The 12,537-nt window shown below is 57.0% G+C and carries 15 protein-coding genes; 6 read left to right on the top strand and 9 right to left on the bottom strand.

Features of this window, described 5'->3' with window-relative positions; translation table 11 throughout:
• Positions 1-935: 935 nt before the first annotated feature.
• Entirely contained in the window at positions 936-1,178 is a 243-nt protein-coding gene (locus QZ408_RS01535) for a hypothetical protein (protein ID WP_292489098.1), read from the bottom strand.
• A 237-nt stretch (positions 1,179-1,415) separates the two neighbouring features.
• Here QZ408_RS01535 and QZ408_RS01530 point away from each other — a divergent pair, with 237 nt between their 5' ends.
• Positions 1,416-1,922, top strand: coding sequence for a hypothetical protein (locus QZ408_RS01530; protein ID WP_292489096.1), 507 nt, complete (start codon positions 1,416-1,418; stop codon positions 1,920-1,922).
• A 217-nt stretch (positions 1,923-2,139) separates the two neighbouring features.
• Here the strand turns inward: QZ408_RS01530 and QZ408_RS01525 are convergent, their stop codons facing one another.
• Together QZ408_RS01525 and QZ408_RS01520 are read right to left on the bottom strand one after the other, a co-directional pair.
• The gene (locus QZ408_RS01525; RefSeq protein WP_014867131.1) at positions 2,140-3,111 is read right to left on the bottom strand and encodes a DUF4268 domain-containing protein; all 972 of its coding nucleotides are present in this window, start codon (positions 3,109-3,111) and stop codon (positions 2,140-2,142) included.
• Between the two features lie 179 nt (positions 3,112-3,290).
• Positions 3,291-4,151, bottom strand: coding sequence for a DUF6293 family protein (locus QZ408_RS01520; protein WP_238320542.1), 861 nt, complete (start codon positions 4,149-4,151; stop codon positions 3,291-3,293).
• A 101-nt stretch (positions 4,152-4,252) separates the two neighbouring features.
• On the opposite strand from QZ408_RS01520, the gene QZ408_RS01515 reads away from it, so the two are divergent.
• The 4 genes from QZ408_RS01515 (at position 4,253) to QZ408_RS01500 (ending at position 8,166) form a co-directional block, all read left to right on the top strand.
• Positions 4,253-4,981, top strand: coding sequence for a hypothetical protein (locus QZ408_RS01515; protein WP_292384372.1), 729 nt, complete (start codon positions 4,253-4,255; stop codon positions 4,979-4,981).
• Position 4,982: 1 nt separating this feature from the next.
• The gene (locus QZ408_RS01510; RefSeq protein WP_014867127.1) at positions 4,983-6,293 is read left to right on the top strand and encodes a tetratricopeptide repeat protein; all 1,311 of its coding nucleotides are present in this window, start codon (positions 4,983-4,985) and stop codon (positions 6,291-6,293) included.
• Between the two features lie 27 nt (positions 6,294-6,320).
• Positions 6,321-6,725 carry a hypothetical protein gene (locus QZ408_RS01505; RefSeq protein WP_014867126.1) on the top strand — a complete coding sequence of 135 codons (405 nt, stop codon included), beginning with the start codon at positions 6,321-6,323 and terminating at the stop codon, positions 6,723-6,725.
• A gap of 670 nt (positions 6,726-7,395) precedes the next feature.
• A complete protein-coding gene (locus tag QZ408_RS01500; protein WP_292489091.1) occupies positions 7,396-8,166 on the top strand; it encodes an integrase in 771 nt (256 codons plus the stop codon).
• A gap of 59 nt (positions 8,167-8,225) precedes the next feature.
• Here the strand turns inward: QZ408_RS01500 and QZ408_RS01495 are convergent, their stop codons facing one another.
• From QZ408_RS01495 to QZ408_RS01475, 5 genes are read right to left on the bottom strand one after another with little or no spacing between them, the layout of a single operon-like run.
• A complete protein-coding gene (locus QZ408_RS01495) occupies positions 8,226-9,188 on the bottom strand; it encodes a zincin-like metallopeptidase domain-containing protein (RefSeq protein WP_292489089.1) in 963 nt (320 codons plus the stop codon).
• A 3-nt stretch (positions 9,189-9,191) separates the two neighbouring features.
• Positions 9,192-9,347: a hypothetical protein gene (locus tag QZ408_RS01490; RefSeq protein WP_292489087.1), complete on the bottom strand. Its 156-nt coding sequence runs from the start codon at positions 9,345-9,347 to the stop codon at positions 9,192-9,194.
• The gene (locus QZ408_RS01485) at positions 9,344-9,487 is read right to left on the bottom strand and encodes a hypothetical protein (RefSeq protein ID WP_292489085.1); all 144 of its coding nucleotides are present in this window, start codon (positions 9,485-9,487) and stop codon (positions 9,344-9,346) included. The genes QZ408_RS01490 and QZ408_RS01485 overlap by 4 nt, the downstream gene beginning before the upstream one ends.
• Positions 9,487-9,813 carry a hypothetical protein gene (locus tag QZ408_RS01480; protein WP_292489083.1) on the bottom strand — a complete coding sequence of 109 codons (327 nt, stop codon included), beginning with the start codon at positions 9,811-9,813 and terminating at the stop codon, positions 9,487-9,489. The genes QZ408_RS01485 and QZ408_RS01480 overlap by 1 nt, the downstream gene beginning before the upstream one ends.
• Positions 9,814-10,077, bottom strand: a complete 264-nt coding sequence (locus QZ408_RS01475) for a hypothetical protein (protein WP_292489082.1) — start codon at positions 10,075-10,077, stop codon at positions 9,814-9,816. It abuts the gene before it with no gap.
• Positions 10,078-10,213: 136 nt separating this feature from the next.
• Between QZ408_RS01475 and QZ408_RS01470 the strand changes: the two genes are divergently transcribed.
• The gene (locus QZ408_RS01470; RefSeq protein WP_250317314.1) at positions 10,214-10,363 is read left to right on the top strand and encodes a DUF2080 family transposase-associated protein; all 150 of its coding nucleotides are present in this window, start codon (positions 10,214-10,216) and stop codon (positions 10,361-10,363) included.
• A 677-nt stretch (positions 10,364-11,040) separates the two neighbouring features.
• Here the strand turns inward: QZ408_RS01470 and QZ408_RS01465 are convergent.
• Entirely contained in the window at positions 11,041-12,471 is a 1,431-nt protein-coding gene (locus QZ408_RS01465; protein ID WP_292489078.1) for a competence protein CoiA family protein, read from the bottom strand.
• Positions 12,472-12,537: the final 66 nt, after the last annotated feature.

Genomic DNA, 12,537 nt, shown 5'->3' with positions numbered 1-12,537 from the left:
GCAGCAAGACGGATTAATGAGTTCATTTCTATCACCAGAAACCAAATTTAAATTCAGATCTGTCTCCCATTTACTTTAATCGTTTCATAAACTCTTCCGAGTGAGATCATGAACGTTGTAACCTTTCGGCTTAAGATTCAAATTAGAGGATACCCGCCATACAACCACTTTGGTATGGATATCAGGGAACTGAAACTCGCCTTAAGGTAACGTAAGAGCATTTCCATCAAACGACCCTTGATTATGAGAGTAAGGTTTAGATAAGAGAACCCACCCCCGCCCCCTCCGAGGAGGGGGGCAGTCCGTGGCGATAGCCCGTAACCGAGAGCCATCCACCGGCAGACCTCCCTCCCTCCGGTCAGCGAGGGTCGCGCCTCCGGCGCTGCACTCCGTGCCCCCTCGCCGCCCTCCAGTCGTGGCGTCTGCCTGGTCTTCTCTTCCTGCCCGGGACCTTAGACGACCATGACCGGCTCGGAACTCGCCGGTCATCGTCTGTTGGAAAGTGCTCGTCGCGTCGTGCTCCGCACCACGCTCCTCGCACGGAGGGGTGGCACAGGGCCACCCCTCAAACGGACCCCCACCGCCCGGCGCTCCGCGCCTCCTCCCGCCCCCTCGGGGGGCGGGCAGTCCGTGGCGATAGGTCATGGATGGGGATAAATAACCGGCTGAACCGGATCGAGCACCTGAAACACTCGCAATAGAGGGGGTGGCCCCGCGGGGCCACTGCCTCCCGCGCGGAGCACGGTGCGATAGCACGGTGCGGAGCGCGCAACCCTGCAGGCGGCGGCCGGTGAGCTTCGAGCCGGCCGCGGCCGTCAGAGAACCCAAACAGGAAGAAGAGATCAGGCAGACGCCACGACCAAAGGGAGTGTGGTCTGCCGGTTGGGGTACCGTTGGCCGACTTACCGCACCAAAAAGGGATCAGCCAGCCGGGCTCACCCGCCGAGCACCTTCACCAGCACCGCCACCACCCCGCCGACGACCCCGCCGGCCCCGGCGCTGATCGTGGAAACTCTCCGCTCCTCACCCACTTTCTCGGCCCGCCACCCCTCCAGCGCCCGGAGCCGGCTCTCAAACGCCTCGTCCTGCGCCTCCATCCGCTGGAGCGCCCGGCAGATCCACTTCACATCCCGGTTCGTCTCGTAGACGAGTTCCCGGGTGGTCTTTTCCCCGGTCATCCTGGTAACCCTCCCGGAGGACTATGTGCCACCGGACCCCAAAAGGCTGACCGTAAAGGATATACACGGGAATCCCGGCCAAATCTGCGGTCTAAGATAAAGTCAGGCTAATATTACTGGAAGGCATATCCTATGCTTGTCTGTCATATTCCCGGGAGCATGCAGGCACGGAAGGCGCCTTGCGTCTTCCTATCAGGCACAGCCCTAGGAGGATTGTGCCGCAAAGGAGAACCAACCATGGCAGACTTCGTGCAGAAGACCGTCAACAAGACGGCGGTCCGGGACCTCGCCGTCCCGATCGCCGATGTAACGTCGTTTGACAACCTCATCGAGACCGTCATCGATGACAATCCCTTCGGGTGTGTCGGGTATACCGGCTCTGACGGCCAGCCCGTCGCTGCGGTCGTCCGGAACCGCGAGCACTATACCGCGAAGGTGGACTTCATCGACGGCGAGGGGAAGCGCGTCGGGAACGTCTCGCTCCAGTCCCCCTCGATCACCGCCTTCAACGCGAACGCCGCGGAGGCCCTCGCCAACGCGACCCTCGCGGCCGCGATGGGCGGGGACGCCGAGCGCAACTTTGCCGGCGAAACCTACTACTGCCAGCTCAAGTGCCACGACCCGTCCGGTGACGACTACTACGTCACCTTCACCAGGAAGACCGTCCGGATCTCGTCCTACCAGGACGACGCTATCCGGACCGCGGTCGAGACCTGGGCGGACGCCGTGCCCGCTCTGGCGTGAGAGGGGGAGAATCCCCCTTTCCTGCCAGAGAAAAGTTCATTTTGTCAAACTTACTTCCAACTCTATCACTGTTACTGGCCACAGGATTAACGCCATATTTTCAGCCAAATTTTGGAAAATATTAGGTTTTATCCGAGATCTTGTGAACCTACGAGATGTCGAAACGCCGTGAGTCTACACTAAACGAGGGAGGGCGCCTTGAACCAAAAATCGGTCGTTAGTCTCCACCTTCATTTACGTTCAGACTTTTAATTATCGGGGAGAAGAACTCACGAAACATCTTAAGATTATTTTCTATCCACTCGAATTGTTCGTGCCATTCAGAAGTGTCTGCAGGATCCGTCATCGGTCGAACCAACCGGATGAGGTGATCAATCCGCTCTGGCCGATAGATCCACTCAATATGGGGATTCAGTTTCTCTGCCGCAACCTGCTCAAAGTTTTCCTTTATTTGCTGGAAATATTCATTTTTGTGCTGACCTCCAACCCAAATCTCGACATCAATCCATTTTTCACGCTGATGAATTTTTGCGGCCAGTGTAAAGCCGCTTTTTCCAATCCCATATGCTATCCAATTCTGCGGATACGGTTTCCGGGGTTTCAGCTTTGAGCAGACGCTTTCGAGATACTCGTTAAAGCCACTCCAATACTCTAACTGGATTCCTTGCGAATCCGTCAATTCCGAAGGTTGTCTTGATGCATGAATCGACTTCGTCCATTCATTGGGTTTGGATACGACATTGAATCGAGGTGCGGGTGAGGAATCTCCAATTCTCCATAATTCAACCTCAATGCCAAAAAAATTGAGCGACTCTTCTGAGATTTGATTGAGCCAATCGAGTGCAGCACGATGCTCATCGGTAAACCTTCTGGCGATCCAGACGATGGTCTTCGCCTCAAGTCCAGCACTATACGTAATTATCTGGCCAAGGTGCGAGTGATCTGTCTTCTCAAGCTGGTTTTCAATGAGCACGTATGTATTGGTGGCCGGATCTCTTGCAAGAATGTCAGCTTTGTAAGGACCCACCCCCTGCTCAGTACTGACGGGTTCCAGTTCCATCCCAAGAGCATCACCCAAGATCTCAAGGTTTTCAGTCTGGGCAAGCCAGGGCGTAAAATCCCGCGCCTCATCTAACCAACCAGCGCGGAGATCAACCTCTTCTAGTCTCCCAAAATGATTTCTAACCATTCATCTCGCTCCGTTTAGAAGGGGTATTTGAATTAACTCGGGAACAACAATAGTAAGTCTAAACCTTTCCTAAAATTTATAATTGCCCGCCTGTGCCTATTGCTCAATCACCGCTTCCAAATCCCCCATCAGTTCACTACACCTGATATAGAGGGAGTTGTAAGCCATCTACTTCCAGTTTATGTGGCGTCACCCTCAAGCAGACCGCTCACACAGGCAATGTACCTCCCGGCATCGGTGATGTGAACAGAAAAGCGCCTGCCGCTCCAGATGCGCGTGATGTAGCCTGCAGCCTCCAGTTTGTACAGGTATTTTCGGTTCGTCCTGTTGAGAAGTTCCCGGTTCTTCGAGCCCGAGCTGTATTCGCCAGACTTGTTTCTCTTTTCGGGCGGCAATTCGTCATATCCTTCAAATCCTTGCTTGTGGAAAAAGCCGAAGAGGTCCTCGCTGGTCATCCCCTCCCCCCGCCGGTAGAGCTCGCACAGCAGCAGCTGGCACTCGGCGTCCGGCATCATGATGGAGAAGTTATACAGCGGTTCGACCTGCCCGGTCTCCACGATACTCAGACCGTGGTCCGCCTCGAGTGCGGCATCGTCACCCGTTGCATAGCGGTCCGCATGCACATAGTACGCCCTAACCCCATGCACCATCGCCGCCATGGTGACGGCCACCGACGTCATCCTGCCGCAGGCCGACATGTTGATGAGGACATCGTTCCCCTGCCGCTTCTCTCTCACAATCAGGGAGGAGACGACCCGGAGCACATCAAGGATGTCAAACATATTGCAGTAGGCGACCTCAGGGCGGACACCTGCCGCCAGCAGCCCCTCACAGACCCTCTTCGTATAGTGGCGCTGCTTCTCCAGCATCTGCTCATCCAGGTCGGCGTTGTCCGGGACCACGATGACGTACGCACGCTCGGCCCGGTATGTATTAAACGGCTTTACGGCCCGGTCGATCTCGTGGCCGAGCGGGATCAGGTGAACCCGCTCGTTCAGGCCATCGGCCCTGGCAGGCCGGATCGGATCAGAAGTTTTCACAATATTCACAATAGTCACGTGAATTTTTTAATTGTTTCCCTGTGCGTATACAACAATGGGACAGGGCGACGGGGGAGCCCTGCTCACACGAGGAACCAGAAATGAACAACCAGAATCTCAAAACATCGGTAAAAGACTGTATCGACGACCTGATCGAGACCTGCGACTTCCCGGATCTCTACCGCACGTATGCGTGGAAGCGGGATCTCTGGCAGAACGGATTCCCTGACATCTGCCGGCTTGAGCGTGAGGTTGGCGACGCTGCAAGAGCCGGGACGCTCTCTGAGGAACACCTGAAAGCGATCGCGCGGTGGGGCGGGTTGCCGAACATCGAGCGGATCCGGGCGCCTGCTCCGATCCGGATCGCCCTCTTTGAGGATGGAAAGGTTGCCCGATGGGCGCGGGAGAGCCCGGAGAACGCTATCCGTGTACTTGGCGGCCAGATCCGGGGGTTTGGCCCCACTTATACCAGCAAGCTCCTGCGGTTCGCAGCGCCGGAACTTTTTGGAGCGATCGACACCCGGATTGTCCGGGTCTTCGGTGCGGGGGACACCGCCCACCTGCACCTCCTCGACCTGACCGCAACACCCGTCGATGGGCGCTGGGCGATCCTCTCCGGCCAACAGGGCTGGCCGGAAGAATACGGCACATGGACCGCCATCCTGACCTACGCAGCAGCAGAGCTCAATGCAGCAGGCCAACCATGCCCGCATCCGGAGGCGCTCACCAATGCGGGTCTTCGCGAGCGCGGGATCTGGCTGAACGCCGATGTGGAGATGGCATTCTTTAATTATGCCTCGGAGAAAATCCAGAACATAAGGAGGGATTGACATGGATACCCCTGAAGAACGCTCACAGGAAGCAAACAAACTGAGAAAGAACGGAAGGTACGAGGATGCCCTGGAGATCTATCGTGAACTCTGGGACAGCCAGCATCACAATGGATATACTGCTGCAGGCCTGCTGCACTGTCTCAGGAAACTGCGCCCCATCAGCGAGGCGATGACCTTCGCCGACGATATCGCCGCGCGTTACCCCGATCACAACTGGGTAAACCTGGAGGTCGCATGGACATATGTCGGCTATGTCGAAGAGATGGCAGATAACGGGGCATCTGTCCCGGTGCTCCACGCCTGCGGAGAGAAGGCCCTCTCCAGAAACCCACCCCCACAGGCGGTGAGCCATATCGCCTTCGCCATCATGAAACCGGCAAAGGGTTCCAAAGACTGGAATCTGCTGGCAACATGGACGTCCCGGGTCGATCCCTCGCTGCTCAGCCCGGCGGGGATGAAACTCCCCGATGGAAAAGAAGGTTGGAGTTACCTTGCCCGCTGGTATCACTACCGGAACTTGGGGCTCATTGGCACCGGGCGCGCGCAAGAAGCCCTTCCCCTCTGCCGTGAAGCGATCGAGAAGTTCCCCAACCAGTACAAATTCTTTGCATCCGACCTCGCCAAAGCGTATGCAGGCATCGGTGAATACGAAAAGGCGGCAGAAACGTTTGACGAGCTCTGCCGGAACGTCCGGCCGGACTACTACGACCTCTTTGAGTATGGAAAAGTTGTCCACCAGCTCGGCCGCCCGGAAGAGGCGCTGGCACTGATGGCCCGGGCCGTGAAAGCAGGGCAGCGCCCGGAGTTCATGGTCGGCTACTTCATGGAGATGGGTGACATCTTCAAGCAGGTCGGTCGCCTGGACGCGGCCCGGGACCACTATACGCTGGTCACAGCCCTGCGGATGCGGATGTCGTGGTCCATCCCTCCTGAATTGCAGCAGCGCCTCGATGAGAACGCCATCTCTTCAATCGAGGATTCTGTCGAGGAACTCACCTATCGGTGCAGCCGCCACTGGAGCAGCTGCGAAACCGAGCAGAGTCCCCTGACGGTGCAGCATGAGCGGGAAAAGCCGCTTGCAGAGGGGGTAGTTGGCAGGATCTTTCTCGGGCATCCGGAGCGCGAGTACTTCTTCATCAACCCGCCGGACGCTGACGGATACATCGGGTTCAAGAACGAGCTCACCTGGGCACCGGAGGACCTGAGCCAGGTTGTATTCGACGTTGTTCCATCGTTTAACCGGAAGAAGAATGAGTGGGCTGCAAAGGCGGTGAACGTCCGGCCGATGGACGATACTGCAGCGAGATAAGGCATAAGAGACAGGAGCGTGCCAGATGTGCAGATAACCATCATCGCCGGGTTCGAGGCGGGCGATATCGATACCTATGAGATCGCACCGGCGGTCCTCGAGATAGTGGTCGATCCGGAGAGAGGGCATGCCGTGAACGACCTCCTCCTTGACCACTCGATCAGGGGGAACTTCCGGTACACTGCAGAGCCGATACTCGACCGGTTCCGGATTGCAATCGGCCAGTATAGCGACCTTGACCGCATTGAGGAGGCGCTCGCGGAGATCGCAGCACTGGAATACGATGAGGCTTCATACAACGCCATCGATGTCTATGCCGTACGGGATCTTGTCAGGGAACTGCGGCAGCAGCGGGAGGAGACGATCGCGAGAAAGGAGACTGACACGATCGAGGATGAGATCGCGACAGGGGTCTACGGCGGCGAGTATTGAGATCCCTTCTTTTCAAAGTGAGCGATTGTTTGTAGGAGGGTCAGTGTTGGCACTCTTTTCGTAAACAGCCGCCACGAAGCGAGGCCTCGCTGAGCGAGTGAGGGCGTCTGCGGTTCCGTACACCGGGAAGAACTAGGGTGATGTTCCGAAGCGAGCACCGCGAGTGAGGAATCTCGCCCGATCGCACAGTTTGTGCATCCAAGAACCTAAGTATTCAAACTCAGTCAGTTTGGGAGCAAAAAGGGTATTTATGGCGGAAACTCGATTTATCACGCATGGCTCGCGAGATAAGCATAAGGGGGCGAGAGGTACTGGGGAAAAGCAGCAACGTAAACGAATCAGAAAACCGTTGCAAATTACCCTATCCGACGAAGCTCTCAGCATCCTGAAAAGTACGGGTTACCCAGCTTCCCGTGTAATTGAAAAACTCATCTTAAACACATATTCGGAAACGCATCCGATTTGCCTGCAATTAGGGATATCAAGATGTGCTTGCTGTAATGCAAACGGGAGAACCCCGCCGTGCGGAGGCAACTCATCCCCACAATTGAAAACAGATCGCAATCTCTCCGCAGTTTCACGGACCCAAACGAAGAAAGAACTCCTGCCGGAAGCGCCGCTCCCGCAAGAGACGCTCAACGCCGTATGGGAGCAGCACAGAGATCCCTGGATGGCGTGGCTGAATAACCGCGTAATGGGCAAGAAGTTGTCGGACAGGAGCGCCAAGGACTATTTCACAGGTGTACGGACGCTTTTCGAAACGAACCGTATCGGCAAGCCCTCAGCGTGCGATGCGATCGCATTTGGGGACAAACAATCGAGAGGGTTGCGAAATTTCTTCAATTACTTGGAGGACGAGGAGATCACGTATCTTGCAGGCTACTCGTTAGAGAATTGGAGACGGAAAGTACGGATCACGGCATCGGGAAAGGATAGGGTATTCCCCGAGACCGAAGATATCATCGAGGCGTATATGCATCTTCCCGATGAGGTAGCCACCGAATTCAAGCTTCTGGTCTATACCGGGTGCCGGTTCTCCCATGGCTATGAGGTGCTGAAGAATATCCATCATCTGAAGATAGAGAGAGCCGGGAACATTGCATACATCAACACGGAGCCGCTAACGAAGCATACGAAGCAGACGTTCGCCATTTTTTTCCCTGCCAGTTTCATCGAAGAGTTACAGGACTTCAACCCGGATTCGATGCAGCATCCATCAACCATAGTGAGGAAGATCCAGCACGAGAAAGTGTCCGTCAAAACCATTCGGAAATGGCATTTCAACGTCTTGAGGAAGAAGGCCCGGATAGATTCTGCGATCGCGAACTTCATGCATGGTAGAGGGCAGTCGAATGTCGGTGATGATGTCTACCTTGAACAGATCGGGTTTGCAATAGAAGAGTATCCGAAGGTATTGCCGTTTATCCCAAATTTCAATTAGACGAAGAATAAACGAAGAGAAAAATGCCAAACGGTGGATTGAGAATGTGCGAACTGCCGTTACGCTGCGAGGTCGCGCCGAGCGAGTGAGGGCGCCGGCGATCCCGGACACCGCAAAAAACCAGGGCGATGTTCTGCAGCGACCACCGGGATCAAAGAAGCTCGCCCGGCCACGCCGCCCGAAAAAGAAGAACCCTCCTCACCACCCCCGGTGAGGAAGTCCGCCGCCCGCTGCGCATCCGCAGCGGCCCGGATCACATCTGCCGCCGAACCGTCCCTGATATGCCGGAGCCACCCGGCGATGTAGGCCGCCTGATTCTCCGCCACCGGCACGTCGGTGCCGGTCATGGCGCAGAGGAACGCGGCGCCCATCTCCGCGGTCAACTCTTCCCGGCTGTACCGCTCACTTCCGAACCGGATCGGCTCGGTGATTCCCAGCCGGTTCAGCCGGGAGGCGTGCCCGGTCCAGTGGGTCAACTCGTGGAAGAAGGCCGCGTAGTAGGCCTCCGGGGAGACGAACCGGTCCGGTGCCGGCACGGTGATCCGGTCGCCGGCCGGGTAGTAGGCCGGCTCGCCCGGACCGACCCGGGGCCGGTTGCGGGCGATGAGGTCCTCGCAGGTGGCGACCGGCCGGACCTCCCCGGCCTGCTCGACCTCGATGCCCTCGCACTGCGAGAGGTTGAAGACCTTGTAGTAGCGGACCAGCGGCCGGTCACGCTGGAGCGCCACCGTCACCTGGTCGCCGTTCTCGTTCGTGATCTTCTCCGTGTCGTAACAGGACCAGAAGACCACCATCCCGCTCGCCTTCTCCCCGCGCCGGACGTGGCCGCCCGCCCGCCGGATCTGGTTGTAGGTGCCCCACCAGGTGTGGCCGGAGAGGAGGAGACGGTTGATCCCCCGGTAGGGTTTGCCGGTGGCAATGTTCATCGGGGAGAGGCTCTGCCAGGTCTGCCGCCAGGGGACGGTGCCGGCCTCGAGGGAGGAGAGGATCCGGTCCCGGACCACCTCATAGACCGAGACCATGTCTCAGGCCTCCCACTCGTAGCCGCACTCGGGGCAGACGTAGGCAGCGATCACCGTGTAGGAGTAGGGCGCTCCCCAGAAGGTCTCCCGCTCCCGGTGTATCCGGCAGTGCTCTTCCCCGACGACGGCGCCGCACCTGTCGCAGGTGGTCGTTATCATTCGTCTCCCCTCCGACGGGGGACCAGCACGGCCCGCGGGCCGGTCTCGTAGGGCGACACGAGGACGACGAGGTCCGGGGCGCCGTGCTCGTCCTGCTCATCGTCGCCGTGTCGAAAAACAGGGAGGGTGAGGGACGGCATCAGAAGAACCTCCCGTTGCCGTACCGCTCGTCCTCCTCCGCGGCCTGCCGGACGCAGGATGCAAGGCCGTGCTCCGCGACCAGGCTCCGGTAGTGCTCCCGGATCCGCTCGGCCTTCTGCCGGCACTCCTCGGCCGCCAGCCTGGAGAGCCGGTCCCGGAACCCATCGAGTTCTGCAGCCCGCTCGTCGTACTCCGCCATCTTCAGCAGGTCGCGGTAGGGGATCGCGTCGATAAAAGAGAGAGGGCGCCCGGAAGGGTTAAGGGGCTGCCCGCCGATCATTTCTGTGCAGGGGCTCGCGGTGGCTGTTGCGTCTGTCCAGGACATTTACGCCACCTCGAACACTGCCGCTTTTCCGATACTCCCCCTGACGACCTGCAGGAGCTGTGACTTGATCACCGTGCAGAGTGCTCCTTCGGTCAGGTGCAGGTTCACCGCCTTTCCCGTCGCGCTCGGCATCGCGTAGCCGTGCTGCCGGCCGTCCTCGCCGACCAGGCAGTTGTTGTCGAAGTGGAACGATCCGACCGTGTCGATCTCCACCCGGAGCCGGCCGTCGCAGAGGGCCAGCCTGCCGATTTTCTTGAATGTCATCTCTCGATTCCTCCAGTGAGTGCTTCTCGTCTCACTATTATAGTATAGGGCGGCTGAGTATTTAAATGTTTATACTTTGTATATACATTGTATATTTTTAGTTAGACTTTAATGATACGACGGTCATATTATGAGTATGGAGAAGGTGGACGTCACCGTCAGCGGATACGAAGTGCGGGAGAAGACCGTTACCAAAACCGGGAACAGCGGTCATGTTATGGTGCCGGTCTCGTGGGTTGGCAAGCGGGTGAAGATCGTCCTGCTCGACCCGGTCGAGGAAGAGTAAGGAGCGGCCGGGTCCCGCCGGACGGGCGAGCATTCTCGGTCAACCGCGCTTGCTCGTAATCGCTTCAGAACAGCGCTATCATTTTTTTGCGTTTTGGTATTTCGGGCGCCCTCCCTCGCTTGTCGCGGCCTCGCGGCGCAACGGCTGCCCCCGCGTTTGCTCCATAATGGAGGGGAACACAGATCCCCATGAACAGGCCGGAGGGATACTCGCCTATCCCCCCGGCCGGGTCCTATCGCCACGGACTGCCCGCCCCCCGAGGGGGCGGAACGACGCTCCATCAGGAGCGGAGTTTGAGCACCGTCAGGTGCGAGTGAGGAGGCGCGAAGCGCGGGCGGTGGGGGTCGTTTGAGGGGTGGCCCTGCGCCACCCCTCTGTGCGAGGAGCGCGGTGCGGAGCACGACGCGACGAGCACTTCCTGGCAGACGATGACCGGCGAGTTCCGAGCCGGTCATGGTCGTCTGAGGTCCCGGACAGGAAGAAGAGATCAGGCAGACGCCACGACCGGAGGGCGGCGAGGGGGCACGAAGTGCAGCGCCGGAGGCGCGACCCTCGCTGACCGGAGGGAGTGTGGTCTGCCGGTTGAGGGTCCAGACCCACGGCTTTTCCCCCAGGTAGGCCGTGAACTGCACCACTCGGCCAGAACTCGCAGTGGCGGGTGATGCGTTGAAAAATTCTTAAGGCGAGTCTCGTTTTACAATTTTTCCGTAGCCTATTTGCTCAAACTCTATTGCATCGTCCTTATTGATAGGCCACGTACATCCGTATGGATTGATGTATTTCCATCCACGTTGCGATACGAGGTCGGGCATGGGCAGCACTTTCACAAATTCGAAGTACACCTTCTCTTCCTGTTCTCGCTTTCTATCGTTTGGTTTGTGGATCACTTGTTCTTGTTTTTTATTGTCCGGCTTATGGGTCACTTGCTCGATATCGTCCGGTTTATGGAGCGTCCCTCTCTCGATTGTGCGTACCACAGTCTTGTTCTTTCTGCCATTATGTTCGAGATAGTGATCCAGGTCGTTGAATATCGACGAAAACATTGATTCGAGTTCTTTAAGGTCTCTCACCTGCTCACGGATCGAGGCTATCTGATTCTCTGAGACGAGGTCGAGTTCCTGATATTTACACTCAGAATAGGAATCGGTCTTCCATACGAACCCGTTTCTTGGGGAGTAGATCTTCCAGAGAGCATCCTTGAATCCCTTAAATGACGCGTACATTAATTTGATCTCTTCTCTCAGAGTTGTAGGATTGTCCCAGGTATTGCTTTTAAACACCGCATAGAGTCTCTTCAGGTCGCGTCGATAATAGTAGTATTTGTCCTTTAACTCGGTGAGATCGTCCAGGACGGGTAACACAGAGTCTCTTAATCTGGCACATCTCTGGTGTTGCGCCTTAACATCAGCGAGATAATGCGAGTAATCCCCGTTCAGCACATACCAGACCCATTCCCTCAATCCTGTCGACGGGTTTTTTGTTGTACACAGCGTCTTGTTGTCGGAGTTGATGCCGATAGTACGGATGCCTTTTCGAACGTAGTAAAGCCTTTCGTGAGTTAAACGGAGGTCGTTTCTATCGATATTCTGAAAGTTCAAAGGGATCTCGTAGTCCCCCCACGTTTCATAATAGGGCTGAAGATCCAGGTAATTTCTCAAGAGCCAGTAGGACTCGATTCCATCCCGGGCGTACTTCTCCTCCCGTTCCTGAAGTTCCTCCTGGCTGATCTTACTGAGCTGGATCTCAAACACCACGCTCCGTTCTCCCCTCGTTGCGTAGACATCTGCCCGCCAGTCGCCGGCCGGCGACTGGTATTCGGGTTGAGCATCCCATCCTTCTGCTTTGCAGATCTGGTAAATCTGGTTCTTGAGTCTTAAGTGGTCGAGCGATTCCGGCTCTCTCCCACACTCATCAGATCTGTGAGCATGGTAGAAGTGTTTGAGGCCGCACTTCGATATTCTGGCATGCCCGCTCATCCCGCAGCAGGGCATTGTTATAGTGAGGCCTTTTCTATGCTGAGCCTTGAGTTCGCTCCATTCGCTATCAGACAGATCAGGCCCGATAACCCTTTCACCGTTGATGATTGCTGAAAGCGGAATGTTGACCACATCCTTAGGCTCGATGGGAAATCAGGGCACTCCTGTGCTGGACCTATAGGGTATCGGCTCCTGCAT

This window comes from Methanoculleus sp. 10 (genome assembly GCF_913757945.1).
Lineage (GTDB): Archaea > Halobacteriota > Methanomicrobia > Methanomicrobiales > Methanoculleaceae > Methanoculleus.
The sequence above is the reverse complement of the archived record's forward strand: the minus strand, read 5'-3'. Positions and strand labels throughout refer to the sequence as shown.

What these genes read in the sequence shown, in the direction of transcription:
- QZ408_RS01530 (WP_292489096.1), top strand. Translation starts at nt 1,416, where the DNA reads ATGGCAGACTTCGTGCAGAAGACCGTCAACAAGACGGCGGTCCGGGAC.
- QZ408_RS01495 (WP_292489089.1), bottom strand. Translation starts at nt 9,188, where the DNA reads ATGGTCTCGGTCTATGAGGTGGTCCGGGACCGGATCCTCTCCTCCCTC.
- QZ408_RS01525 (WP_014867131.1), bottom strand. Translation starts at nt 3,111, where the DNA reads ATGGTTAGAAATCATTTTGGGAGACTAGAAGAGGTTGATCTCCGCGCT.
- QZ408_RS01490 (WP_292489087.1), bottom strand. Translation starts at nt 9,347, where the DNA reads ATGATAACGACCACCTGCGACAGGTGCGGCGCCGTCGTCGGGGAAGAG.
- QZ408_RS01515 (WP_292384372.1), top strand. Translation starts at nt 4,253, where the DNA reads ATGAACAACCAGAATCTCAAAACATCGGTAAAAGACTGTATCGACGAC.
- QZ408_RS01480 (WP_292489083.1), bottom strand. Translation starts at nt 9,813, where the DNA reads ATGTCCTGGACAGACGCAACAGCCACCGCGAGCCCCTGCACAGAAATG.
- QZ408_RS01535 (WP_292489098.1), bottom strand. Translation starts at nt 1,178, where the DNA reads ATGACCGGGGAAAAGACCACCCGGGAACTCGTCTACGAGACGAACCGG.
- QZ408_RS01475 (WP_292489082.1), bottom strand. Translation starts at nt 10,077, where the DNA reads ATGACATTCAAGAAAATCGGCAGGCTGGCCCTCTGCGACGGCCGGCTC.
- QZ408_RS01470 (WP_250317314.1), top strand. Translation starts at nt 10,214, where the DNA reads ATGGAGAAGGTGGACGTCACCGTCAGCGGATACGAAGTGCGGGAGAAG.
- QZ408_RS01485 (WP_292489085.1), bottom strand. Translation starts at nt 9,487, where the DNA reads ATGCCGTCCCTCACCCTCCCTGTTTTTCGACACGGCGACGATGAGCAG.
- QZ408_RS01500 (WP_292489091.1), top strand. Translation starts at nt 7,396, where the DNA reads ATGGCGTGGCTGAATAACCGCGTAATGGGCAAGAAGTTGTCGGACAGG.
- QZ408_RS01510 (WP_014867127.1), top strand. Translation starts at nt 4,983, where the DNA reads ATGGATACCCCTGAAGAACGCTCACAGGAAGCAAACAAACTGAGAAAG.